Origin of the sequence: Streptomyces sp. SN-593 (assembly GCF_016756395.1) — a bacterium.
Lineage (GTDB): Bacteria > Actinomycetota > Actinomycetes > Streptomycetales > Streptomycetaceae > Actinacidiphila > Actinacidiphila reveromycinica.
On record NZ_AP018365.1, the window covers coordinates 3,376,173 to 3,401,389 of the forward strand.

General features: G+C 72.7%; 18 protein-coding genes. 6 read left to right on the plus strand and 12 right to left on the minus strand.

Translation table 11 applies throughout. The features are described from left to right. Nucleotides 1–15 precede the first annotated feature (15 nt). Entirely contained in the window at nucleotides 16–786 is a 771-nt protein-coding gene (locus RVR_RS13890) for a hypothetical protein (protein WP_237404726.1), read from the minus strand. A 303-nt stretch (nucleotides 787–1,089) separates the two neighbouring features. Next, a complete protein-coding gene (locus RVR_RS13895; protein ID WP_202234156.1) occupies nucleotides 1,090–1,404 on the minus strand; it encodes a hypothetical protein in 315 nt (104 codons plus the stop codon). A gap of 75 nt (nucleotides 1,405–1,479) precedes the next feature. Here RVR_RS13895 and RVR_RS13900 point away from each other — a divergent pair, with 75 nt between their 5' ends. Next, entirely contained in the window at nucleotides 1,480–2,157 is a 678-nt protein-coding gene (locus RVR_RS13900) for a hypothetical protein (RefSeq protein ID WP_237404727.1), read from the plus strand. 79 nt (nucleotides 2,158–2,236) lie between these two features. On the opposite strand, the gene RVR_RS13905 is transcribed toward RVR_RS13900, so the two are convergent. Continuing rightward, nucleotides 2,237–4,318, minus strand: a complete 2,082-nt coding sequence (locus tag RVR_RS13905) for a DUF6571 family protein (protein WP_202234158.1) — start codon at nucleotides 4,316–4,318, stop codon at nucleotides 2,237–2,239. Nucleotides 4,319–4,677: 359 nt separating this feature from the next. Here RVR_RS13905 and RVR_RS13910 point away from each other — a divergent pair, with 359 nt between their 5' ends. Next, the gene (locus RVR_RS13910) at nucleotides 4,678–9,228 is read left to right on the plus strand and encodes a type VII secretion EssC family protein (protein ID WP_202234159.1); all 4,551 of its coding nucleotides are present in this window, start codon (nucleotides 4,678–4,680) and stop codon (nucleotides 9,226–9,228) included. 94 nt (nucleotides 9,229–9,322) lie between these two features. Here RVR_RS13910 and RVR_RS13915 read toward each other — a convergent pair whose 3' ends face one another. The 4 genes from RVR_RS13915 to RVR_RS13930 form a co-directional block, all read right to left on the minus strand. Beyond that, nucleotides 9,323–9,592, minus strand: coding sequence for a WXG100 family type VII secretion target (locus tag RVR_RS13915; protein WP_237404728.1), 270 nt, complete (start codon nucleotides 9,590–9,592; stop codon nucleotides 9,323–9,325). 202 nt (nucleotides 9,593–9,794) lie between these two features. Continuing rightward, the gene (locus RVR_RS13920) at nucleotides 9,795–10,262 is read right to left on the minus strand and encodes a hypothetical protein (protein ID WP_202234161.1); all 468 of its coding nucleotides are present in this window, start codon (nucleotides 10,260–10,262) and stop codon (nucleotides 9,795–9,797) included. A gap of 543 nt (nucleotides 10,263–10,805) precedes the next feature. Next, a complete protein-coding gene (locus tag RVR_RS13925) occupies nucleotides 10,806–11,849 on the minus strand; it encodes an alpha/beta fold hydrolase (RefSeq protein WP_202234162.1) in 1,044 nt (347 codons plus the stop codon). Between the two features lie 450 nt (nucleotides 11,850–12,299). After that, entirely contained in the window at nucleotides 12,300–12,992 is a 693-nt protein-coding gene (locus RVR_RS13930) for an iron-dependent transcriptional repressor DtxR (RefSeq protein WP_202234163.1), read from the minus strand. A 151-nt stretch (nucleotides 12,993–13,143) separates the two neighbouring features. Here RVR_RS13930 and RVR_RS13935 point away from each other — a divergent pair, with 151 nt between their 5' ends. Then, complete coding sequence (locus tag RVR_RS13935; protein WP_202234164.1) at nucleotides 13,144–13,905, plus strand: SIS domain-containing protein; 762 nt, start codon at nucleotides 13,144–13,146, stop codon at nucleotides 13,903–13,905. A gap of 399 nt (nucleotides 13,906–14,304) precedes the next feature. On the opposite strand, the gene pdxH is transcribed toward RVR_RS13935, so the two are convergent. Then, a complete protein-coding gene (pdxH, locus tag RVR_RS13940; protein WP_202238598.1) occupies nucleotides 14,305–14,943 on the minus strand; it encodes a pyridoxamine 5'-phosphate oxidase in 639 nt (212 codons plus the stop codon). 239 nt (nucleotides 14,944–15,182) lie between these two features. Between pdxH and RVR_RS13945 the strand changes: the two genes are divergently transcribed. Next, nucleotides 15,183–16,283 carry a citrate synthase 2 gene (locus RVR_RS13945; protein WP_202234165.1) on the plus strand — a complete coding sequence of 367 codons (1,101 nt, stop codon included), beginning with the start codon at nucleotides 15,183–15,185 and terminating at the stop codon, nucleotides 16,281–16,283. 118 nt (nucleotides 16,284–16,401) lie between these two features. On the opposite strand, the gene RVR_RS13950 is transcribed toward RVR_RS13945, so the two are convergent. Beyond that, nucleotides 16,402–19,329 carry an FAD-binding and (Fe-S)-binding domain-containing protein gene (locus tag RVR_RS13950; RefSeq protein ID WP_202234166.1) on the minus strand — a complete coding sequence of 976 codons (2,928 nt, stop codon included), beginning with the start codon at nucleotides 19,327–19,329 and terminating at the stop codon, nucleotides 16,402–16,404. 134 nt (nucleotides 19,330–19,463) lie between these two features. On the opposite strand from RVR_RS13950, the gene serC reads away from it, so the two are divergent. Continuing rightward, nucleotides 19,464–20,582 carry a phosphoserine transaminase gene (serC, locus tag RVR_RS13955; RefSeq protein WP_202234167.1) on the plus strand — a complete coding sequence of 373 codons (1,119 nt, stop codon included), beginning with the start codon at nucleotides 19,464–19,466 and terminating at the stop codon, nucleotides 20,580–20,582. A 106-nt stretch (nucleotides 20,583–20,688) separates the two neighbouring features. On the opposite strand, the gene RVR_RS13960 is transcribed toward serC, so the two are convergent. Continuing rightward, entirely contained in the window at nucleotides 20,689–21,729 is a 1,041-nt protein-coding gene (locus RVR_RS13960; RefSeq protein WP_202234168.1) for a hypothetical protein, read from the minus strand. Between the two features lie 88 nt (nucleotides 21,730–21,817). On the opposite strand from RVR_RS13960, the gene RVR_RS13965 reads away from it, so the two are divergent. Further along, nucleotides 21,818–22,813 (plus strand): aldo/keto reductase, encoded by a 996-nt coding sequence (locus tag RVR_RS13965; protein WP_202234169.1) that lies wholly within the window; start codon nucleotides 21,818–21,820, stop codon nucleotides 22,811–22,813. A 170-nt stretch (nucleotides 22,814–22,983) separates the two neighbouring features. Here RVR_RS13965 and thpR read toward each other — a convergent pair whose 3' ends face one another. Both thpR and RVR_RS13975 read right to left on the minus strand, forming a co-directional pair. Continuing rightward, nucleotides 22,984–23,595, minus strand: a complete 612-nt coding sequence (gene thpR, locus RVR_RS13970; protein ID WP_202234170.1) for an RNA 2',3'-cyclic phosphodiesterase — start codon at nucleotides 23,593–23,595, stop codon at nucleotides 22,984–22,986. Then, nucleotides 23,592–25,172 (minus strand): MFS transporter, encoded by a 1,581-nt coding sequence (locus tag RVR_RS13975; RefSeq protein ID WP_237404729.1) that lies wholly within the window; start codon nucleotides 25,170–25,172, stop codon nucleotides 23,592–23,594. Before RVR_RS13975 ends, thpR begins: the two co-directional genes overlap by 4 nt. Between the last annotated feature and the right edge of the window lie 45 nt (nucleotides 25,173–25,217).

A 25,217-nucleotide genomic window follows, 5' to 3' on the forward strand; every position in this document is an offset into this window, starting at 1 on the left:
GGTCCGCGCCGCTGGTCAGTTCTTGCTGGGGACGAGCACGAGGGAGACGTCGCCCGCCGCGGAGGCGGTCGCCAGCGCGCCGGCGTCGTCGGCGTCCGCGATGACCGTGATGGTCTCGGTGCCGTCGCCGAAGCTGCTGTTGCTGCCGGTGTCGATGTCCTTGATGACCAGGTCGTCGCTGATCGGCGAGGAGCCGCCGCCGGTGCCGCCGGCCGTGGCGGAGGAGTCGGTCGAGGACTTGACGTCGTTGCCGACCAGGTACGCCGCCACGGTGAGACCGTCGGCCAGGCCGCTGGGGAACTGGCCCTTCTTCAGCGACAGGCCCACCAGGGTCTTGCCGGGCGCGAGCACGTCGGACTTCTCGGTGATCATCGAGCTGACCAGCACCGATCCACTGGTCAGGTTGGTCGCGGCGCGCCAGCGCGTCGCCAGGTCCTCGCGCTGGTTCCACCGGATGTACTTGACGTCGGTGCCGTCGGCGACCATGACCTCGCGCATGGCCGAGACCGGGATCTTGTCGCCGACCGCGACGTCGGCGGTGATCTCCACCACGGACACCTTGTTGCCGGCGCGCAGCACCATGACGGTGGCGCCGAGCGCGCCCACCAGGATCAGCAGGACGGCGAGCGCGGCCAGTGCGGGCTTGCGTTCACGCGGCGCGACCGGCAGCCGGCTGCCGACCGCGGGTCCGTTCGCATTCGGTGCGGGAACGGACTGGCGGCCATTGCCGCCGCCCGCGGCGGAACGTTCCCTGGTCTTCACTTCACTGCCCCCGAGCCGGCGCATCGCATCAGCTTTTCGGCCCCGCGGGTCGGTTTCGTCGCTCTCCCGTCCGGCGACGAACCCGCAGGCCGATGTCAAGTCACCGCACGCTATCAGCGCCAAACAAACGCCCTCAAGGCATGCCCGGTGACAACCCGCACACAGCATTGCAACAGAACGAAACGAGTTGCGCCGGTGCCGGTCACCTACTCCGTTCCCACCCGATCCCTCCACGATCCGCCACATACGCGGCGGATGCCAGGGGTACGGGACCACTGAGGTCCCACGGGCGGGGTCCGCGGTGCCGATCGGCGCCGCGGGCTGCCGCTAGTCCGGCATGTGGTACATCTTGGCCTCGCCCGGTGTGACCTTCTCCGGCAGCTTCTTGATCTCCGCGTCGATCACCGGAACGAGTTTGCCGAGCAGCGTCTTGATGGTGCCGTGCCGGCCCTTGACGTCGGTGTTCCAGGAATCGGCCGCCTTGCCGACCCACACCGTGCCGGCGCCCATGTCGGAACACGTCGTCTTCAACGGTTCCTTGAGCGTGCCGAGATCCTGGATCAGTCGGCGCTTGAGGTCCTGCAGGTCGGAGATCGCCGGATTCGGCACCGTCGCCTGCGGATTGCTGTCGTTGCTTCCCATCTGCTTTCCCCCGTGTGTTCACAGCCCACCGGCCTCTATCGTATCTGGCAGCCCCCGCAGGAGGACGAGGACCACGTGACGAACAACACCGCCGGCAACGACAACGACTTCGCGCTCACCCCGATCTCCGTGCCCGACCCCGCCGCGCGCGACCGCTCCAGGCGCCGCAGGAAGGTGGTCGTGCTGGTGGCCGCGGTGGCCGTGGTGGCCGGTGGCATCAGTTGGTGGGCGGTGGCCGCGAACAGCGGTGACGGGGGGCCGACCCGGCACACCGCGGTGATCCCGAAGGCGTTCGGGGCGTACACGGAGGCGAAGAACGGCGACACGGAGTGGACGGCGTTGACGAGCGTCAACACCGACATCTCCAAGGGCGAGGTCCACCTCACCTATCGGGCGTCGAGCGGGCGTGCCGCGGTGATCACCGCGCGCCTCGACCCGCCGGACTTCACGACGGACGACGGCACCCACCTCGGGCCCGGGTCCGAGAGCGAGACCAAGTCGCTGCTGGGAGTCGACAAGGACCAGAAGATCACGGGCTACCCGGCCGGCCGGCAGGGGGGCAGGATCCAGTGCGCTGACACCTCGGCAGGCGACCACACCATCACGACGTGCGCGTGGCAGAGCAAGGCGGCCGAGATCACCTACAGCCCGGTCCTGAACCACCTCACTGTCGCGGGCCAACAGCAGGCCGCGGCCGACCTGCGTTCCTTCCTCGACGCCCTCAGGATCGAACCGGCGGGCAAGGACGACTGAGCGGGATCCACGGAGATCCGAAGCGGCCGCCCGGCATCCGACCGGGCGGCCGCTTCGCGTTCTCTGCCGGATCCCCTGCTCACTCCGCCAGATGCTGGAACTGCTGGCCCTGTGTGAAGCCCCTGGAATCCACGTGGTTGACGACCGCCGGGTCCATGAGCCAGTTGGTGTACGCGGTGCGCTGGCGCGGGGTCATCTTGTCGATGTCCATCACCGTGCCGCCCGACGTGAGGAAGTTGTCGGCCGGCGCCTTGATGTAGCCCTTGGGGTCACCGGTGTACGTCTTCGCCGGACCGTTCCTGGGATGGATCGTGACGGGCGCGGTCACGTCGGTCGAGAAACCGCCGCCGGTGAGTTGGGCGTTGGCCTCGCTCTGGTACTCGTGCTGCCAGCTCACATCGAGTTCCGAGTCGTTGATCTGCTTGTACTTGGCCGCGAGGCCCGGCGCGTCCTCCGGGGAGACGGCCACCTTGCTGGCGATGTAGTCCGTCAGCAGGTCGGTCGCGGTTCCCCCGAGCTCGGTGGCCTTCTCCGTCCCGAGGTCCAGGATGGCCGAAGTGCCTCCGGTGGCCACCCCCTCGGCCAGTTTGGTCGCTTCACCGATCATGGCGGTCCGGGCGCTGTTGACGCTCTCCGCCCAGTCGTCGGCGTCCGTCTCGATCGAACCCTTGGCGTACTCGAACGCACTGCTGTACGCCTTCATCATCAAGCCGCGCTGCATGGCCCGGTAGTCCTGGGCGTGCTCGGTCGTGTCCTTCTGCGCACTGCCGACCTCGTTGGTGATCTGCGTGCGGAAGGCGTCGAACAGCGCGCTCTCCTGGCCGGCGACGGTGGGGTTCCGCGCCGACTCGTTGAGCAGTGCCTGCCACAGCGGGGCGCCCACCTCCAGGCCGGGGCGGTTGGGGTCCTGGCCCGCCAGGAACGCCTTCTGGTCCCACTGCGACATCTTCTCGGTGAAACCGCCCGACGTCGCGTCGGCACCCCACAGCGTGTTGCCGTTCGGAGACGTGATCCCGTAGACCATGTCGCTCCAGTTGGCCGTGACGAGCTTGCCGTAGTAGACGTCGATCGGGTCGTACGGGTGGATCTTGCTCGCGTCGCCGCTCTGGTGGCGGTAGTTGTCCATCATGATGCGGGCGGTGAGCTTCTCGGCGAGCGGCCGGTTCGTCTTCTTCAGGTCGATCGTGCCGGCGGACATCAGGTCCGCGAACGCCTGGGCCCGGGCCGGCGGCTGGCCGAGGTCCCAGGGACCGTGCGGATAGATGATCGTCTGCAGGGTGTCGTAGTTGTGGTCCATCCACTCGCCCGACGCCTCGGGGTTCTTGGCCATCGCGTCGAACAACTGGGTGTAGTGGTCGTCGGCGAAGACGCCCTTCTCCAGACCGGAGCTGTTCATGAACTCGCTGCCGTTCTTCGACGGGTCCTCGTCGAAGACGCGGTCACCGAGCGCGACCAGGTAGTCCTTGTCCTGCGAGCCGCCCGGCAGCAGGCCGGTGAGGTAGTCCGCGCGGAAGACGCCGCGCGGATCCTTGAACTTGTCGAACCACTTGTCCCAGCTCGCCTGCTTCTGCTTGGCGCTCTGGCCCTCGTAGGCGACCTTGGTGAAGGTGCCGAACGTCTTGGCGATGACGTCCCGGTCGTGCTTGGCCTCGTCCGGATGGTCCCCGTACCGGCTGTACATGTTGTCGTCGGACATGTCGTTGGTCAGGATCATCAGGTTCTGCGGGCCCAGTTGCTGGTAGAACGCCTTGAGGTAGTCCGGGTCGTCGGCGTGGGCGCTCAGGTCCGCGAAGAGGTCCTCGGACGGGTCGTCGCCCTTCTTCAACGCGTCGTTGTACTTGTCCGCCAGCGCCTTGCCGTCCTTCTGCGACTGCGCGGTGGTGTTCACCATGCCGTCGTCCACGCTGACCATGCCCTTGTGGTCCGGGTACGGCTTGTCCGCCGCGATGGCCAGGTGGTAGCGGCGGGTGAGCATCGGCATCTGGTCGTCCAACCACCCGCAGATGCCGACGAGTTGGGTCAGGGAGGAGGTGTCGAGCCCCTTCGCGGCGAACTGCGACTTGTACGACGTCGCCGTGGACCGCAGGTGGTCCTTGTCGCCCTTGAACGAACTGGTCATCTTCTGCAGCCCGTCCGGATCTATCCCGGAGAACTCACCCATCCGCTTCCCCTCCCGTTGTCTGTTCGCCCCGTGGTGCCGGACGGCCGTGCCGCGAAGGTGTCCGCACCCGCGCGACCGGCGAGATCCGGCCAGGCCCCGTGTACAGACGAGGATCGCACAGGCCGCAGGAACGGTTCCGCCCCGCGGAACGCCCGCGCCCGCCGCCGGCCGCCCCGCTCCCGGCCGGCTCGGCCGCGCCCCTTGCCCGCCCCCGGCCCGCCCCCGGCCGGCCCCCGGTCACGACGGGACTTACCGGGGGTTTCGGCGGGCCTATAGCCTCGTCGGAGCAGTGGACGGTTAATGGGAACAGGCACAGCGGATGCACGGCCCGGTCCGGGCCTACGGGGAGGGACACAGCCATGCGCGTGACCGTGACGGTCGTACAGCAGGGCGTCGACGCGCAGGACGTGCTGGTGACGGCCGACGACTCCGCGAGCGCGGGCGACGTCGCGCTGGCGCTGGCGCAGGCAGTCGGTGCGGTGGCGCAGGAGCCGGCCGGGCACGGCGGCGGCGTGGTCGTGCAGTTCCCCGGGCAGTACGGACAGAACATGCAGAACGGCCAGAACACGCCGTACCAGGACGGCGGTGGCCGGCCGGCCGGGCAGCAGGGTGCGCCCGGCGCGTGGCCGGCTCCGCCCGCCGCCACCGCACCGGTGCTGTGGGCCGACGGCGTGCCCTGCGACCCGCAGGCACAGGCGCAGACGGTGCTGCGCGACGGCATGCGCGTCACCGTCGACGACTCGATCGGGCCGTTCATGCGCACCGGCGAGCCGTCCGGGCGCTACGAGCTGCGGGTGTGCGCCGGCCCCGGCGCGGGCCGGGTGGCGCGGCTCGGCGTCGGTACCGCCACGATCGGCTCGGCGCCGGGCTGCACCGTCACCGTGCGGGACCCGGCGATGGCGCCGACCGCCGCGCGGGTCTCGGTGGCCATCGACGGCACCGTGACACTGGCCGGCGCGCCGGGCGCGGGCCTGACGCTGGAGAACGAGCCGGTGGACTCGGAGCGGCCGTGGCCGCTGCGCGGGCAGGTGAAGGCGGGCGAGTCGGTGCTCGTGCTGGACGAGCCGAGCGTCCCCGACGCCCACCTGTCGCCGATGGGCGAGGGGGGCCTGGCCTACAACCGGCCGCCCCGGCTGTCCGTCCTGCCGCCGCGGCAACTGCTGTACGTCCCGCAGAAGGGCGCGAAGGGCGACCGCGCCCGGTTCCAGGTGCTCACGCTGGTCGTGCCGTTGATCTTCGGCGTGATGATGTACTTCATGGTCCACCAGGTCTACATGCTGCTCTTCTGCGTGATGAGCCCGTTGATGATGGTCGGCCAGTGGGTCAGCGAGAACCGCGCCGGCAAGCGCAAGAACCAGGACGCGGCGAAGAGTTACAAGGCCGCGATGGCCGAGTACGAGGAGAGCCTGGAGGCCGCCCGGCTCTCGGACCAGCGCGAGCGGCGGGCCCACCACCCCGACGCCGCCGAGATCCTGCTCTTCGCGACGGGCCCGCGCCGCCGGTTGTGGGAGCGGCGGCTGACCGACCCCGACGCGCTGCGGCTGCGGATCGGCGTCGCCGACATGCCCGCCGACGTCGAGTTGCAGCCCAAGGGCCACATGCCCGAGGGCGCACCGCCGCTGGTGCCGCCGCTGGTGCACGACGTGCCGCTGCCGCTGCCGGTCCCGGAGATCGGCGTGGTCGGTGTCGCGGGTGAGCGGGCCCGGACCCTGGCGACCACCCGCTGGCTGGTGTCGCAGGCCGCGGTGCTGCACAGCCCGCGCGACCTGTCGATCGTGGTGCTGTCCTCGGCCCACGACGCCGAGCAGTCCTGGAGCTGGGCGCACTGGCTGCCGCACCTCGCACCCCAACAGGGCCAGGACTGCGTGTCGTTGATCGGCACCGACCAGGAGGCGGCCGGCCGCCGGGTCAACGAACTGCTCCAGGAACTGGGCCGGCGCAAGGCCGACGCCATCGCCAACCGGGGCAGCAGGCTGCGCCCCGACCCGTTCGTCCTGGTGGTGCTGGACGGCGCGCGGCTGCTGCGCCGTATGCCGGGCGTGCCGCAACTCCTCCAGGAGGGGCCGCAGTTCGGGATGTTCGCGCTGTGCGTGGACGAGGACGAGCGGCTGCTGCCCGAAGAGGTGCGGCTCGCGGTGTGCTGGTCCCAGCACGCGGCCAGCCGGCTGCACCTGCGCGGCGGGGGGCTGGAACGCCTCGGCGAGGTGCTGGCCGACCAGGTCGGGCCCGACTGGTGCGAACTGGTGGCCCGTTCGATGGCGCCGGTGCGCGACGTCAGCCGCGACGACGCGGACAGCGCCCTGCCGACCTCCGCACGGCTGCTGGACCTGCTGGGCATGCCCGACCCGGTCGGCGAGCAGGTGGCCGGGGTGTGGCAGCGCGGCGGTTCGACCACCGCGGCACCGATCGGCATCGGAGCGGACGGCACCTTCGTCCTGGACATCCGCAAGGACGGCCCGCACGCCCTGGTCGCCGGCACCACCGGCGCGGGCAAGTCCGAGCTGCTGCAGACGATCATCGCCTCGCTGGCGGTGGCCAACCGTCCCGACGCGCTCAACTTCGTGCTGATCGACTACAAGGGCGGCAGCGCCTTCCAGGACTGCGCGCGGCTGCCGCACACCGTCGGCATGGTCAGCGACCTCGACGCGCACCTGACCGAGCGCGCACTCGCCTCGCTCGCCGCGGAGTTGCACCACCGCGAGACGATCCTGTTCAACGCCGGCACCAAGGACATCGAGGACTACAACGACGCGCGGCGGCTGCGGCCCGACCTGGAGCCGATGCCCCGACTCGTCCTGATCATCGACGAGTTCGCCTCCCTGGTGGCCGAACTCCCGGACTTCATCGCCGGCCTGGTCGACATCGCCCGCCGCGGCCGCTCGCTGGGCGTGCACCTGATCCTGGCCACGCAGCGGCCCGCCGGCGTGGTCAGCGCCGACATCCGCGCCAACACCAACCTGCGGATCGCGCTGCGCGTCACCGACGCCGACGAGTCCCGCGACGTCATCGACGCGCCCGACTCCGGCGCGATCGCGAAGTCCACGCCCGGCCGCGCCTACGTCCGCTCGGGCGCCCAGTCACTGGTCGGCGTGCAGTCCGCGCGGATCGGTGGCCGCCGCCCGGCGGTCGGCCAGGAGCGCGCCAAGGCCGAGGTGGTACCGCTGGGTTGGTCCTCGCTGGGACGACCGGTGCCGCGCGGAGGGCAGGGCGAGGCGGACGACGGCACCATGGTCACCGACCTGGCGGTGCTGGTGGACGCGATCCGGGACGCCTCCGACCTGCTCCGCTTCCCCGCGCCGCGCAAGCCGTGGCTCGACCCGCTGCCCGAGCAGATCGTCACCGAGGACCTGCCCGCGGTGGCCGCCGCGGCCGGCGACGTGCCGCCCATCGGCTACGGCCTCACCGACCTGCCCGCACAGCAGGCCCGCGCCCGCCTCGCCATCGACCTGGTGCACGGCGAGCACGTGCTGATCGCCGGCGGACCGCGCTCGGGCCGCTCCACCGCGCTGCGCACGATCGCCGGGGCGCTCGCCCGTGACACCTCGCCGGGCGACGTGCACCTGTACGCCATCGACTGCGGCGCCAACGCGCTGCTGCCGCTGGTGACGTTGCCGCACTGCGGCGCGGTGGTCACCCGCGACCAGCCCGAGCGGCTGTCGCGGCTGCTGGACCGGCTGTCCGCCGAGGTGTCGCGGCGGCAGCAACTCCTCGCCGTCAAGGGCGCGTCGAGCGCGGCCGAGCAGCGGGCGATGGCGGCCACGCCGGAGGAGCGGCTGCCGTGGATGGTGCTGCTGCTCGACAGTTGGGAGGGCTACACCTCGACGTTCGAGTCGTACAACTACGGCAAGCTGATCGAGGGGGCCATGCGGCTGTTCCGGGAGGGCGGCTCGGCGGGGCTGAAGGTCGTCATGACGTCGGACCGCTCCGGCTTCCTCGGGGCGGTCTCGTCGGTCTTCCCGGACAAGCTGATCCTGCGGATGGCCGACCCGAACGACTACGGCAACGGCGGCCTCGGCCCGCGGGACGTGCCGAAGAACATGCCGTCCGGGCGGGCGCTGCGCCCCACCGACCACGGTGTGCAGGAGAACCAGGTGGCGCTGCTGGCCGCGGATCCGGCCGGCCAGGCGCAGGTGGAGGTGCTCCAGCGGATCGGCCGGCAGGCCACCGAGCGGATCGGCCGGGTCGGCCGGCTGCCCAGGCCGCAGCGGCCGATGCGGGTGGACGCGCTACCGGCGCGCGTCACGCGGACCGAGGCCATGGCGATCGACCCGGACTTCCGGCCGTCGTCGCGGCTGTGGGCGCTGATGGGCGTGGGCGGCGACGAGTTGGCGCCGGTCGGCATCGACCTGGAGGAGGCCGGGCCCGGGTTCGTGATCGCCGGGCCGCCGAAGTCGGGCCGGTCCACGGCGCTGGTCACCGCGACCCGGTCGCTGATCGGGGGCGGCACACCGGTGGTGCTGATCACTCCGCGCCGCTCCCCGCTGCGCGAACTGGCCGACGAGCCCGGCGTACTGGGCCTGCTGACGGGTACCGAGGCGAGCGGGGACGAGCTGACGGAGCTGACCGCCAAGGCCGGCGGGGAGAAGTTCGTGGTCGTCGTCGACGACAGCGAGCTCCTCTACGAGACCATGCTGGAGACCGCGCTGGAGGAGGTCGTCAGGAGCGGCATGGACGGTGACCACGCGCTGATCGCGGCCGGGTCGGCCGACTCGATGGGCTCGCAGTACCGCGGCTTCGTGGTCGAGGCGCGCAAGTCCCGCAACGGCCTGCTGCTGTCGCCCCAGACCGGTTCCGAGGGCGACCTCTTCAACGTCCGGCTGCCGCGCGACATCGGCGGCGGCCCGCTCGGCCGCGGCCTGTTGATCCGCGGCGGCACGATGATGCAGATCCAGGCGGCCGACCCGTCCTGACGGTGACGCCGTCATGCGGAAGGGCCGGACGGTCGGAGCGTGCTCCGATCATCCGGCCCTTCTGGTACCGCACACCGCTCGACGTGCAGTGGGGCTACTGGCCTCCGCCGGTGGCGTTCGAGATGGCGGTCGCGTTGTTCTTGGCCGACTTCTGCGCCTCGTGCAGCGTCGTCACGAACTTCTCGAAGGTCGGCTTGAGCTGGTCCCACTCGCTGCGGAACTTGTCGGCGTTCGGGCCCTTCCAGTAGTCCGCGCTGCCACTGGTCGCCGTGTGCAGGTGACCGATCAGCGTCGAAAGGTGACCGGCCTCGGTCCCGAACTTCCCCGCCAGCGTGTTCAGCTGGCCGATATCGGCGCCATGCATGCCTGCCATGTGCGTCCCTCCCCGTTGTCAGGAAACGTGGCGGACACCGCGTCCGCCAGACCGGACGCTAGCAAACGAGGGCCCCGAATGCAGCACCCGCCCCAGGCCCCCCGAGCATTGTTGCCGAACATGGACATCACCACGGTGACGTCACACGCGGGGCAGGGCGCGCCCGTTTCCGTCGGGCGCGCGCGGGGCGAATTCAGCTACTGGGCAAGCCGGTCCGGGTGAAGGTGTCGGTGGGACCGTCCTTCCATTCCACGGTCAGCGTCTTGCCGTCCGCCGCCATCGAACCCTGCCCGGACGTACGCTCCTTGTCGCCGTCCATGCACGTCATCGTCAGGCGCACCCCGCCCTTGTCGGTGTAGCTCCCGCCGCACAGGTGGTCGCTGGTCAGGGCGGCCTTGCCCTTGCCGAGCACGAGTTGGACCTTGACCCCGTCGACGGTGGCGAGCCAGACGCCCTCGACGGTCTGCGTGGAGTCCGTGGAGGCTCCCCCGACATCGCCGTCGTCCGTCCCGGCGGTCGCGGAACCGGTCGGGTCCGGCGTGGCGGTGCCGACCTCGGAGACCGACGGCGCCGGCGGCAGGCTGACCGTACGGCTCGCGGTCGGCTCCTTCTGAGCGTCGGCGTCGGCGGCGCCGCTCCCGCCGCCGCAACCGGTCAGCACCAGCGCGGCGGCAACCGCCGCGGCGGCCGCGTACCCGGCGACGGCCCCGCGAGCGCGCGGCCCGCCCGGGGCCGGCCCGCCCTGACCGTCCCGGCCGCCCCGCCGTGGACTTCGACGACTGATACGACTCCGACGGCGCATCCGCACTCCCCCATGTCGCGATGTGGAACCCAGCGGACCGCAAGCTACCAGCAGCCGAACGGCTACGCGCAGTCCGAACCCCCGTCCTGCCCGCACCCCTCACCGGCGAACACGTACGGCTCCACAACCGCCACACACAGGCATCACACTCCTTCATCCGCACGTCACAGCCACGGCACAGCAACGGGTCGGGCCGCCACGCGAGCGCGGGCACTCGCACCCCGGAGGCGCAGGCACTCGCGCCCTGGAGGCGCGGGGGGACCGCAGCCCGGACGCGCGGGCGCTCACACTCCGGACGCGCGGGGGACCGCAGCCCGGACGGGCGGGCGGTCACACCCCGGACGCGCGGGTGGTCACACCCCGCAGGCAACGTCCGGCGGATGTGCCTCGCGCTTCACGCCCTCACGCCGAGCCGGCGGCCTCCCGTGCCGCGACCGCCTCCCCGACGAAGCGGTCCAGTACCTCCGCCCAGACCTCGGGCCGCTCCCACGGGGCGAGGTGGCCGGCGTCGGCGATCTCGGCGTAGCTCCCGCGCGGCAGGACGCGGACCATCTCCTGCGCCTCGGCACGGCCCAACTCCCCGGCCGGCCCGCGGACGACGAGCGCCGGGCATCGGACCTGCGCCAACTCGTCCCAGTGGGCGTCACGTATCCAGTGCTCGCGGGAGCGCAGCAGATGGGCGGCCTCGTACGCCGGGCGCCAGCCGTCCTCGCGCTCGCTCATCACCTCGGCGAAGAAGTCCCCGCGGACCGGATCGGGCGGATCGGCCCGCGGGTCGTCGACCCCGAACCACTGGCGCGCGTCGTCGAGCGTGGCGAAGGGCAGCGGCCAGGACGCCAGCCATTCCGCCCACTCCCGCTGCGCCGCCTCGCCCACGGCCGAGGCCCGCATGTCGCACAGGACGACGGCGGCCACCAGGTCGGGCCGGCGCACCGCGCACCGCCAGGCGGTCAGCGCGCCCATGGAGTGGCCGACCACGGTGACGGGCCCGAGGCCGAGGTGTTCGACGGTGGCGAGGGCGTCCTGGACGTACGCCTCCGGTGTGCAGGGGCCGGCGGGCCTGCCGCTGTGGCCGTGGCCGCGCTGGTCGAGCGCGACCGCCCGGTAGCGCGGGGCGAGGTGCCGGGCGGTGGCGGCCCAGTGCGAGGCCAGGCCGAGCTCGCCGTGCAGCAGGAGGACGCCGGGGGGTTGTCCGCCGGGAGCCTCTTCGGACGGGCGGGGCGCGACGAGGCGGGGCTCGCCGCCACCGTCCGGCACCGCCTTGTCGGCGGCCGCCGCCACCCCTGCCGCGGCGCGCGCGTCGGCCTGCGCGGACCGGTCGGCGCCGGTACGGGCCGGCGCGCCCGCGCCCGTCGGCGTGGCAGCTCCCGGCCCGGCCGACGTGCCGTACTCCCACGCCGCGAGCCGCAGCCCGCCCGCTCCTGTGACGTCGTGCCGTGTGACCATCCCGCACCTCCTTCCGCTCCTCGTCCGGGACCGGCGGGCCGAGGCGGGCACCCGCCGGCGGCTCGGCCGCGGTCCGTCCGCGCCGATCCCCGTGGCCACCACGCTATCGAACTTCTATTCGAACATGGGGGTCGCGCGCCCAAGACCGCTCTTTCGAGTGACAGCGCTCAAGGATTGGCCACGTGGGCCGAGGGGAGGACTTGGACGGGACGCGGCGTGCAGGGGAAGCGGGTCGCGGGGAGGTCACGGGAAGCTCGGGGTCCCGGGTCCTTCGGGGAAGGAGAAAAGGGGAGGGGCGAGGGGAGGGAAGTGCCCCGGTGCCGCGACGCGGCACCGGGGCCTTGCTGTTCCGGCAGGCATGCCGTCCCGCGCCGGCGCGCCGCTTGGCACGCCGACGCGGGACGGCACCTGGGCGGGAGGATGGGCCCGGGCCCTCTCGCGCGGGGGCGCCTACCGCTTGGCGACGAAGACGTGCGAAGCGATCTCCGTGTCCAGCTCCGCGGCCTCGCCACCGCTGCCGACGAGGACTCCGCCGGCCGAACCCGTCACGCTCACCACGGCACCCGGCTGGACGCCGGCCCGCCGCAGCGTGTGCATCACCTGAGCGTCGGTCTGGATCGGCTCGCCGATCCTGCGCACCACCACGGTGGCCCCGGCGCTGCCGGGCTCGAGCTCGCTGAGGCTGACCATCCCCTCCCCCAGGAAGGGGTCGGCCTCCGCGGTCTCGCCCAGCTCCTCCAGGCCCGGGATCGGGTTGCCGTACGGGGACTCGGTCGGGTGCCGCAGCATCTCCAGCACCCGCCGCTCCACCGCCTCGCTCATCACGTGCTCCCAGCGGCACGCCTCCGCGTGCACCTGCTCCCATCCCAGGCCGATCACGTCGACCAGCAGACACTCCGCGATGCGGTGCTTGCGCATCACCCGGGTCGCCGTGCGGCGGCCCTCCTCGGTCAGTTCCAGACGGCGGTCCCCCGCGACGTGCAGCAGCCCGTCACGCTCCATGCGCGCCACGGTCTGGGAGACCGTGGGCCCGCTCTGGTCCAGCCGCTCGGCGATCCGAGCACGCATCGGGACCACGCCCTCCTCCTCCAGTTCCAGAATGGTGCGGAGATACATCTCCGTCGTGTCGATCAATCCGGACATGAGCGCCCCTCATTTACTCGTGCGTGGCCCTGTGACAATTCTGACGCATCCCGCGGACATCGGAAGACATCGGACTCCGCGGCGGCCCGAAAGGCCCTCGGAGCGGCGGTTTCCTTGACATCGGCCCGCGCCTGGCACCACGGTGATCGGCATGACCGACCCCCTCCAGGAACCGGCCGAACGCTACTTCGACGCCGCGATCGCACTGCTGCGCAGGGCCCGGGACGAGGAGGGCGGGTCCGTCCGGCGGGCCGCCACCGCCGTCGCCGACGCGATCGTCGCGGGCGGCCGGATCTTCGCCTTCGGAGCCGGCCACTCCTCGCTGGCCGCCCAGGACGTGGTGTACCGCGCGGGCGGCCTCGCCCTGGTCAACCTGCTGTCCGTTCCCGGCGCGAACGGCGTGGACGTCGTCCCCGCCACCCTGGGCAGCGCCCTGGAACGGGTCGAGGGCCTGGCCACCGCCGCCCTGGAGACCAGTCCCGCCCGCGCGGGCGACGTCCTCTTCGTGATCTCGCTGTCCGGCCGCAACACCCTTCCGATCGAGATGGCGCAGAGGGCCCGCGCGCTGGGCATGACCGTCGTCGGTGTGACCTCCCTCGCATACGCCCGGGAGACCGGTTCCCGGCACCCGTCGGGCACCTTCCTGAAGGACCACTGCGACATCGTGGTGGACTCCAAGATCCCGGTGGGCGACGCCGAACTGGCCGACGACCGGATCCCCGCGCCCTTCGCGCCCGCCTCGACCGTGGTCACCAGCGCGCTCATGCAGGCCGTCATGGCGAGCGCCGCGACCGATCTCGCCGCCCGGGGTGCCGTCCCTCCGATGATCCGCTCGGGCAACGTGGACGGCGGCCACGAGTGGAACGCCCGCGTCTTCGAGGAGTACCGCGACCGGATCTTCTTCCGGCGCTGAGCCGGGTCCGTTCGCAGGTGGGGGCCTATTTCGGGAGTCCGCCGAATAAATTCACTTGTGTCCTGCCCGGTCATGTTCTTACTGTGGCGGCACACATGAAGGGAGGTGGTCTGAAGCATGAGTTGCACTCGGACACGTGAGGTGACTGCGGGCTAGCTCCGCGCACTTTGGCGTGCGCGACGCTCGCCAATCCCACGCAGTTCACCCGACCCGCGGGCTCGTCGGACTTGTCCGGCCGGTGCCCGGAGCCACCCGGCTCCGGGAAGCAGCCCGCGGGTCGTTCCGTTTTCCCCCACGGCGCGGAATCCGGGGCGGGGACGCGAGCCGCCGCCCCCGATCGCCGCGCATCTCGGGCACCCGGCACCCGGCACCCGGCACCCGGCACCCGGCACCCGGCACCTAAGGTTCCAGCCGCTCCACGGACCAGCCGCCGTCCGCGCCGGACACGTACCTCAGCCGGTCGTGCAGCCGGTTCTCCCGGCCCTGCCAGAACTCGACGGCGCGGGCGCGCACCCGGTAGCCGCCCCAGTCCGCCGGCACCGGCACCACGGTGCCCTCCGGCCAGCGCGCGGCCAGCTCGGCGTACCGGTCCTCCAGGGCACTCCGCGAGGCCGCCACGGAGGACTGCCGACTGGCGTGGGCACCGATCTGCGAGCCGTGCGGACGACTGTGGAAGTAAGCCTCGGTCTCCTGGGCGGTGGTCCTTACCGCGGTGCCGCTGACGATCACCTGGCGGGCGATGGGGTGCCAGGGAAAGAGCAGCGAGACACGCGGGTTGGCGGCAAGCTCGCGGCCCTTGCGCGAGGTGTGGTTGCTGTAGAAGACGAAGCTGCCCTCGTCGTAGCCCTTGAGCAGCACCGTGCGGGAGCTGGGCGCCCCGTCCGGCCCGACCGTCGAGACGACCATGGCGTTGGGCTCCACGAGCAGCCCGCGCGCCGCGGCCCGTACGGCCTCGGCGAACCAGCGGGCGAACTGCTGGTACGGATCGGCGGCCAGGTCGGCCTCGGCGAGCCCCGCCGCGCGGTACTGCCGGCGCATGGCCGCGGGGTCGTCGCCGCCGGGACGCGGGATGGTCTGATCGTCTTGCCGGAGAGGTTCGTGCACGCGCACATCTTGCAGGACGGCGGCGCGGGCGGTGCCATGGTGGCCCGGTGGACCCGTTCCCCGGTGTGCCGGACGTCACCTGCCGCCGACCCCCGTCCGGCGGGGTGACCGGGCCGTCCACGGGGCATGACGGGGAGACAAGCACAGCGACGTGATCGTGAAGGAGCCGCCCCATGTCCGACTTCGTACCGGGACTCGAAGGAGTCGTCGCGTTCGAGACCGAGATCGCAGAACCGGACAAGGAAGGCGGCTCGCTGCGGTACCGCGGGGTCGACATCGAGGAACTGGTCGGCCATGTCTCGTTCGGGAACGTGTGGGGCCTGCTGGTGGACGGCCGCTTCAACCCCGGCCTGCCGCCCGCCGAACCGTTCCCGATCCCGGTGCACTCCGGTGACATCCGGGTCGACGTGCAGTCCGCGCTGGCCATGCTCGCGCCCGTGTGGGGCCTCAAACCGCTGCTCGACATCGACGCCGAGACCGCCAGGGACGACCTGGCCCGCGCGGCGGTGATGGCGCTGTCGTACGTCGCGCAGTCCGCGCGCGGGCAGGGGCTGCCGATGGTGCCGCAGCGGGAGATCGACAAGGCGCAGTCGATCACCGAGCGCTTCATGGTCCGCTGGCGCGGCGAACCGGACCCCAAGCACGTCGCGGCGGTGGACGCGTACTGGACGTCGGCGGCCGAGCACGGCATGAACGCCTCGACGTTCACCGCGCGGGTGATCGCCTCGACCGGCGCCGACGTGTCCGCGGCGCTGTCCGGCGCGGTGGGCGCCATGTCCGGACCGCTGCACGGCGGGGCGCCGTCCCGGGTGCTCGGCATGATCGAGGAGATCGAGCGCACCGGCGACGCGGAGGGCTACGTGAAGGCGGCCCTCGACCGCGGCGAGCGGCTGATGGGCTTCGGGCACCGCGTCTACCGTGCGGAGGACCCGCGCGCCCGGGTGCTGCGGCGCACCGCCCGTGAGCTGGGCGCGCCCCGCTACGAGGTCGCCGAGGCCCTGGAGAAGGCGGCGCTCGCCGAGCTGCACGCCAGGCGGCCGGACCGGGTGCTGGCCACGAACGTCGAGTTCTGGGCCGCGATCATGCTGGATTTCGCGGAGGTGCCGGCGCACATGTTCACCTCGATGTTCACCTGCGCGCGCACGGCCGGCTGGTCGGCCCACATCCTCGAGCAGAAGCGCACCGGCCGACTGGTGCGCCCCTCGGCCCGTTACGTCGGCCCCGGCACCCGCAGCGTCACGGACATCGAGGGCTTCCCGTCGTCCGTCCACTGACCCGTCGGTCCGCTGCCCCCCGGGGCGGGAGGGCGGCCTGAGCGGCCGGTCCTCCCCGGCCCCCGTCCCCGTGCGGTGCCGCGCCCGTACGGGGACGGCGTCGGGGGCGCGCGGGCCGTCAGGCACGGCTCCCTTCCGGCAGGGCGTCGGCGAGCAGTTCCGCGAGGTGCCGCGCCCGGACTCCGGCGAGCTGGCCGATCTGGGTACGGCAGGAGAAGCCGTCGGCCAGGACGGCGGTGCCGGGTGCGGCCGCCCGGATCGCGGGCAGCAGCGTCTCCTCGGCGCAGGCCGTTGACACGTCGTAGTGCCCTTGTTCGAAGCCGAAGTTCCCGGCCAGGCCGCAGCAGCCGCCGGCCAGCGCACCGGTCAGCCCGGCGCGCTCCCGCAGCCTGCGGTCGGCCGCGTCACCGAGCACGGCGTGCTGGTGGCAGTGGGTCTGCCCGGCGACGGCCCGGTCCAGCCGCGGCGGCTGCCAGTGCGGCGCGTACTCCTCCAGCGCCTCCGCGAAGGTGCGCACGGACGCGGCGAGCCGGGCTGCGCGCGGGTCGTCGCCGAGGAGTTCGGGCAGGTCGGCGCGGAGCGCGGCGGCGCAGCTCGGTTCGAGCACGACCAGCGGGAGGCCGGCCTCCAGGAGCGGCGCGAGCCGGTCGAGGGTGCGGCGCATGACCGCCTTGGCCCGGGTGAGCTGGCCGGTGGACACCCAGGTCAGGCCGCAGCACACGGGCGCGTCGGGAGTCCGCACGCGCAGCCCGGCGGCCCGCAGCACCCGGACCGCGGCGCGGCCCACGCCGGGTGCGAGGTGGTCGGTGAAGGTGTCCGGCCACAGGACGACCTCGGTGCCCGCGGACGGCGGTGGGGCGCCGGCGGCCGATTCCGTCGGGGCGGCCGCACCGGTCGGGCGGGGGCCGGTGGGGCCGTCCGCCGGCCTGTCGGTTGGGCCGTCCGTGTCGGACCCATGCCACCATCGAGTGAATGTCTCGGACGCGAGTTCGGGGATTTCGCGCTCCTCGGCGATGCCCGCGAGGCGTTTCGCGAGCCGACTCGTTGACCGAGTGCGGCCAAGGAGGTTGAGCGGCCGCGCGAACGGCGCGGCCCACCGCAGCCACACCGGGAGCCACCCCATCGCGTAGTGCGAGCGCGGCCGCAGCCGCCCGCGGTAGTGCCGGTGCAGGAACTCCGCTTTGTACGCGGCCATGTCGACTTCGACCGGGCAGTCACTGCGACAGCCCTTGCAGGACAGGCACAGATCGAGCGCGTCGCGGACTTCCGTCGAGCGCCAACCGTCCTGGATCAGCTCGCCGGCGAGCATTTCGTGCAGCAGCCGGGCCCGCCCGCGGGTGGAGTGGCGCTCCTCCCCGGTCACCCGGAATGACGGGCACATGACGTCGGAACCGCCCTCCGGGAGCTTCGCCGTACGGCATTTTCCGACGCCGACACAGCGCCGCACCGCGGTCTGAAAATCACCTCCATCACCGGTTCGCGTGAATTCCATGGGGACGCTGCGTCCGTTCGAGAGGGGTAGCGCCGCGAACCGGACATTGCTCACACTCGATGCGGGACGCACGAGCATCCCCGGATTCATTCCGCCGTCGGGATCCCAGAGGTCCTTGAAAACTGCAAAGAGAGCGATCAGCTCCGAGCCGTACATCTTCGGCAGGAACTCGGCACGCGCCTGCCCGTCGCCGTGTTCGCCGGAGAGCGAGCCGCCGTGCGAGACGACCAGGTCCGCGACGGCCTCGGAGAAGCGGTGGAAGCGCGCGACCCCGGCGCGGTCCACCAGGTCGAAGTCGATGCGGGCGTGCACGCAGCCGTCGCCGAAGTGGCCGTAGGGCGTGCCGCGCAGCCCGTGGTCGGCCAGCAGGGCGCGGAAGTCCCGCAGGTACGCGCCCAGCCGGGCGGGAGGCACCGCGCAGTCCTCCCAGCCCGGCCACGCCTCGGTGCCGTCGGGCATCCGGGTGGCGGTGCCGGCCGCGTCCTCCCTGATCCGCCACAGGGAGCGCTGCCGGGCCGGGTCGGCGACCACGGCGTGGCCGGTCACGCCGCCGGCCGCACCGCACAGTTCCCGCGCGTGGGCCAGCGCGTCGTCCGGGTCGTCGCCGCCGACCTCGACGAACAGCCAGGCCCCGCCGCGCGGCAGCGAGCCGCCCGCCTCCCCCACCAGGTCGGCGGCCATTCCTTCCACCGTCAACGGTCCGTACGGCAGCAGGAGGTGGGCGGCGTCCGCGGCGGCGGACTCGTCGGGGTAGCCGAGGACGGCGAGCACCCGTGCGGCCGGAGTCGGCACCAGCCGCACGGTCGCCTCGGTGAGCACCCCGAGCGTGCCCTCGCTCCCGGTGAAGGCCCGGGCCGCGTCGCGGCCGTGCTCGGGCAGCAGCCGGTCGAGGGCGTAGCCGGAGATCCGGCGCGGCAGTTCGGGGAAGCCGGTGCGCAGGAGGGCGAGGTGGTCGTCGGCCAGGGCCCGCAGGCCGTCGCGCAGCCGGGCCGGCGCGTCGGCGGCGGGCGCGCCGTCGAGCCGGACCCGTTCGCCCCGGTAGGTGAGCACGTCCAGGGCGCGCACGTTGTCCGCGGTGGTGCCCCAGGCCACCGAGTGGGCGCCGCAGGCGTTGTTGCCGATCATGCCGCCGAGGGTGCAGCGGCTGTGGGTGGAGGGGTCGGGGCCGAAGGTGAGGCCGTGCGGGGCGGCGGCGGAGCGCAGGTCGTCCAGCACCACGCCCGGCTGCACCCGGGCGGTGCCCGCGTCCGGGTCCAGCGCGAGGACCCGGTTCATGTGCCGGGTGAAGTCCAGGACGACGCCGGTGCCGGTGGCCTGCCCGGCGATCGACGTGCCGCCTCCGCGCGGCACCACCGGCAGGCCGTGCTCCCGGCACACCGTCAACGCCGCGGCCACGTCGTCGGCGTCCCGGGGGGCGACCACCGCCAGCGGCACCCGGCGGTAGTTGGACGCGTCCATCGTCATCAGCGCGCGGGTACCGGGGTCGCAGGCGACCTCGCCGCGCACCGCCGCGCGCAGGGCCCGCTCGGCCTCGGGGGGCATGGCTACCGTCATGGGTCCAGCTTGCCGCGCGGCGCTCGGCGGCGGTCCGCGGCGCCCCCGCCCGCCGCCGCCACAGGTGGGAGGAACACCGTCTCATCGGATGGAACGCGGGCGGCAACCCGCCCGTAACGGACTACGCTGCGGGCGTGGCCGATATTGAGATCCCCGCTGACATCAAGCCCGCCGACGGACGGTTCGGGGCGGGCCCCTCCAAGGTACGGACGCAGGCGCTCGACGCGCTGGCGGCCACCGGGACGTCCCTGCTGGGCACCTCTCACCGCCAGGCGCCGGTGAAGAACCTGGTCGGGCAGGTCCGTGACGGCGTGCGCGCGCTGTTCTCCCTCCCCGAGGGCTACGAAGTGGTGCTCGGCAACGGCGGGTCCACCGCGTTCTGGGACGTCGCCACGCACGGGCTGATCAGCTCCAAGTCGCAGCACCTGTCGTTCGGCGAGTTCTCCTCGAAGTTCGCCAAGGCGTCGCTCCAGGCGCCGTGGCTGGCGGAGCCGACGATCGTGAAGTCCGAGCCGGGCACGCACCCGGACCCGGTGGCCGAGGCGGGCGTCGACGTCTACGCCCTGACGCACAACGAGACCTCCACCGGTGTCGCGGCCCCGATCCGCCGGGTCGCGGGTGCGGACGACGGCGCGCTCGTGGTGGTGGACGCCACCTCGGCCGCCGGCGGCCTGCCGGTCGACATCACCGAGACCGACGTCTACTACTTCGCGCCGCAGAAGTCCTTCGCGGCCGACGGCGGTCTGTGGCTGGCGGTGTTCTCGCCGGCCGCCCTGGAGCGCGCGGCGGCGATCGCGGCGTCCGGGCGGCACATCCCGGCGTTCTTCGACCTGCCGACCGCGATCGACAACTCGCTGAAGAACCAGACGTACAACACGCCCGCGCTGGCCACCCTGTTCCTGCTCAAGGAGCAGTTGGAGTGGATCAACGGCCAGGGCGGCCTGGACTGGGCGGTCGGCCGCACCGCCGACTCCTCGTCGCGGCTGTACGACTGGGCGGAGAAGGCGTCCTACGCGACGCCGTTCGTCACCGACCCGGCGCAGCGCTCCCAGGTGGTCGGCACCATCGACTTCGAGGACGGCATCGACGCCGCCGCGGTGGCGAAGGTGCTGCGGGCCAACGGCATCGTGGACACCGAGCCGTACCGCAAGCTGGGCCGCAACCAGCTCCGGATCGCGATGTTCCCGGCCGTCGAGCCGTCCGACGTCGAGGCGCTGACCGCCTGCGTCGACTACGTGATCGGTCAGCTCTGACCACCGGGCCCACCCGCTGATTCCCCGGGGCCGCCCACTGTGCGGGCGGCCCCGGCGACAGCCCGGCATGGCGCCCGGCGTGCACCTGCCGCCACCTGGCGGGGCGTCAGTGCCGTCCGCGGCGCGGGCGCAGCAGTCGGCGCAGGAGGTACCCGGCGCCCGCGATGCCGGCGAGCACCAGGAACCCGACCGTCTTGCCGCCTGAGTTGTCGGAGGTGCTGGTGCCTCCGTCGGGGGTGGCGTGCGCCGACGAGCCGGTGTCGGCGGTCCCGGTCGGCGTGTGCGGGGTGGAGCCGGCGGCCGCGGCCGCGTCGGCGGGCAGTTCGTCGCCGCTGAGCGTGGCCTTCCACACCGTGCTGTCCTTGCCCTCGCTCCCGTACAGCAGCGAGCGGCCGTCGCGGGTGAAGGTGACGGACTCGCCCTGCGGCTGGAGGGGGACGGTGAGGGAGCCGATCGCGTGGGGACGGTCGTCGGCCCAGCGGTACTCGGTGGACCACAGGTACCCGCGCAGCACCAGGCGGCTGCCGTCCGGGGAGAAGGCGCCGTCGGTGACCCAGGGCACGTCGCCGATCCGGTGGAAGACGTTCACGCCGCTGGTGCTCAGCGTGGCCGGGCCCTCGTAGAGGTGGCCGCCCTTCTGGTTCTTGCTGGCGATGTAGACGCGCCCGGTCGTGGGCTGCACCATCAGTGCCTCGGCGTCCCGGGGCCCGTCCTCGTACCGGACGGTGTAGCGGGTGACGTCGACGGTCCGGCTGGTCAGGTCGCGGGGCTCGGGGAAGCGGTAGATCCACACCTCGGGCCAGGAGTTGAGGTTGTCGCCGGTGTCCGCGAGGTAGAGGTCGCCGTCCGGGCCCATCGAGATCGCCTCCATGTCGCGGGCCTGGACCCCGCGCAGGGTGAAGGTGGCGAGGGTCTTCCCGGTGGACCCGTCGACCGCGTAGACGTAGGGGCCGTCACCGCTGTCGTTGTGCGTCCAGTACACCCCCGGGTGCAGTCGGCTGGCGGCCAGGCCGCTGGACTCGGTGATCCGCGGGTCGCTGATCCGGAAGGCCGCGGTGGGGCCGCTGTCGGCGCTCGCGGGCACGGTCCAGGCCACGCCCAGGGCGAGGACGGCGCCGGCGGCGGCAGCCGCGAGGTACGTACGCATGGCCCAAGCGTGCCATCCGGCCCGGGACGGCCCGGCATCCGAGTGCCGCTCTTGATTCGAGCGCACTCCAAGAGCTTGTCTTGAGGCCATGGAGTACACACAGCTCGGACGTTCCGGCCTCAAGGTCAGCCGCCTGGTCCTCGGCACCATGAACTTCGGACCGCAGACCGACGAGGCGGACAGCCACGCCATCATGGACTCGGCCCTCGCCGCCGGGATCAACTACTTCGACACGGCCAACGTCTACGGGTGGGGCGCGAACAAGGGCCGCACCGAGGAGATCATCGGTAGCTGGTTCGCACAGGGCGGCGGCCGCCGGGACAAGGTGGTGCTGGCCACCAAGGTCTACGCGAACATGGCGGCCGAGGACGCGGACTGGCCCAACTACGACCGGCTGTCCGCGCTGAACATCCGCCGCGCGGTCGAGGCCAGCCTCAAGCGACTGGGCACCGACCACATCGACGTCTACCAGTTCCACCACGTGGACCGCGCGACACCGTGGGAGGAGATCTGGCAGGCGATCGACGTCCTCGTCCAGCAGGGCAAGATCCTCTACGCCGGATCGAGCAACTTCGCCGGCTGGCACATCGCCCAGGCCAACGAGGCGGCCGCCAGGCGCGGCGCACTCGGCCTGGTCAGCGAGCAGTGCCTGTACAACCTGGCGCAGCGGGACGCGGAGATGGAGGTCATCCCCTCGGCCCAGCACTACGGCCTCGGCGTGATCCCGTGGTCGCCGCTGCACGGCGGCCTGCTCGGCGGGGCGCTGCGCAAGCAGCGCGAGGGCGGCGGGGCGCGCTCCACCTCGGGCCGCAGCGCGGACGCCCTGAAGTCCCCGCAGCAGCGGGACCAGATCCAGGCGTACGAGGACCTGTGCGACAAGCACGGCGTCGACCCGGGTGACGTGGGTCTGGCGTGGCTGCTGACCCGGCCGGGCGTGACGGGGCCGATCGTCGGCCCGCGGGTGCAGGCGCAGCTCGACTCGGCGCTGCGGGCGGTGGAGTTGAAGCTGTCGCAGGAGTTCCTGGACTCCCTGGACGAGGTCTTCCCGGGTCCCGGACCGTCCCCGGAGTCCTTCGCCTGGTAGTGGCGGTGAGGGCGCGTCCCTGCGGGCGGGGCTCGCGGAGGCGCCGCGTCAGCGGTGTGCGTGGGTCGCCGCGGTCAGCGGACCGCGGCGGCCACGACCACCACCGCCAGCATCAGGACGAAGGCGGCGGTCATCACGCGGGTACGGGTCTTGGGGTCCACGCGTCGAGGTTAGCCGTCCGCGGCGGGCGGTCCGCCGCCCGGTCCCGCAGTACGGCCGAGGGGCCAGGCCGCCACGGTGTCGTACCGGGGCCGCTCGCCGGGCACGCCCGAACGCGGCAGGGTGCTGGCGACAAGGCTGAGGGTGCCCGCGGTCCACTGCGAGCCGCGGAAGGCCGCCAGGGCGTCCGCGAAGGGCGCCAGCGGCACCTGGGAGGAGCGCGCGGCCCGGGCGAGCGTCAGATGGGCGCGGAAGGCGTGTTCGGTGCCGTCGTGGGCCGCTCCGGCGCGGCGCCCGGCGGCCCGTACCGACCCGGCGAGTCGGGTGAGCGCCGCCAGGTCGCCTTCGACGCCGGTCCACAGCGTGCCGCCGCCGAAGTGGCCGCCCCCGGCCAGCCGCAGGGTGAGGGGCGCGTGGCGGCGCGCGGCGCGCGCGAGTCGCTCGTGGAGTTCGGGGCGCACACCGTCGGGCACCTCGCCGAGGAACGCGAGGGTGAGGTGCCAGCCGTCGGTGGCGGTCCACCGCAGGTCATCGGCGCCCGGCAGGCGCCGCAGGGGCGCGACCGCCGCGGCGACCTCGGTCACCGCGGCAGCGGGCGGCAGGACCGCCGCGAAGAGCCTCACGCCGCGGAGGTCAGCCGGTCACCGGACGGATTCGGGTCGCCGACCGGCGCGTTCTGGTCGGGCGCCGCCTGCTCCCGGGCGGTTCCGCGGCCGGACGCCGCACCCTGGTCGGGCCTGCCACGCTGGTCGAGGGCCGACCGGCCGGGGCCGGGCTGGTCGGAGCCGTCCGGACGCGGGGTGTCCTGCACCGGGGCGCTGCCGGCACCGGCGGCAGGGCCGTCGCCGGCCATGTCCGCCGCCGGCTCCCCCGGCCGCGGGTCGCGGGGCACGAGGGCGATCAGCGGGCGGCTCCTGTCGCGGCCGCCCCGCAGATCCACCCGCAGCCGCAGGCCGCCGGCCCGGGCGAGCACCAGCCCGACACCGGCCGCGCCGGCGGCGGAGACCAGGCCGCCGGAAAGGAAGCCGACCCTGGCGCCGAAGGTGTCGGTGACCCAGCCCATGACCGGGCCGCCCACCGGGGTGCCGCCGACGAAGACCATCATGTACAGGCTCATCACGCGGCCGCGCATGACCGGGTCGGTGGCGAGCTGGACGCTGGCGTTCGCGGTGGTGTTGAAGGTCAGGCCGAACACGCCGATCGGCACCAGCAGGACGGCGAAGACCCAGAAGGTGGGGGCGAGCGAGGCCAGGACCTCCAGGAGGCCGAAGACCAGGGCCGCGGCGACCAGCATCCGCAGCCGGGTGCGGGTGCGGCGCGCGGCGAGCAGGGCGCCGATCAGGGAGCCGGCGGCCATCAGGGTGTTGAACAGGCCGTAGGTGCCGGCGCCGGCGTCGAAGACCTTGTTGGCGAAGGCGGACAGCCAGATCGGGAAGTTGAAGCCGAAGGTGCCGATGAAGCCGACCAGCACGATCGGCCAGATCAGCTCCGGCTTGCCCGCGACGTACCGCAGGCCCTCGCGGAGCTGCCCCTTGCCTCGCGGGGCGCGTTCGATCTTGTGCAGCTCGGAGGTGCGCATCAGCAGCAGGCCGGTGAGCGGCGCGATGAACGACACGCCGTTGATGAGGAAGGCCCAGCCGCTGCCCACGGCGGTGATCAGCACACCGGCGACGGCGGGGCCGACGAGGCGGGCGGCCTGGAAGTTCGCGGCGTTCAGCGAGACGGCGTTGCGGACCACGTCGGGGCCGACCATCTCCACCACGAAGGTCTGCCGGGTGGGGTTGTCGACGACGGTGACCACGCCGAGCAGGAAGGCGATGGCGTACACGTGCCAGACCTGGACGACCCCGGACAGGGTGAGCGCGGCGAGCGCCAAGCCGAGCACGCCGAGCGCGAGCTGGGTGCACAGCAGGATCTTGCGCTTGGGGTAGCGGTCGGCGATGACGCCGCCGTACAGGCCGAACAGGAGCATCGGCAGGAACTGGAGCGCGGTGGTGATGCCCACGGCGAAGGACGAGCCGGTGATGCTCAGCACCAGCCAGTCCTGGGCGATCCGGGACATCCAGGTGCCGGTGTTGGAGATCACGGCACCGGTCGCGAACAGCCGGTAGTTGCGGATCTTGAGAGAGCTGAAGGTGCCCGTCTTCGCGGCGGGACGGTCAGGTTCGGTTGCGGTGTCTGGTCCGGCTGCCGAACTCAATCGGTACTCGCCTGCCTTTCGTCTGGTGTCATTCGGACGCGGCGG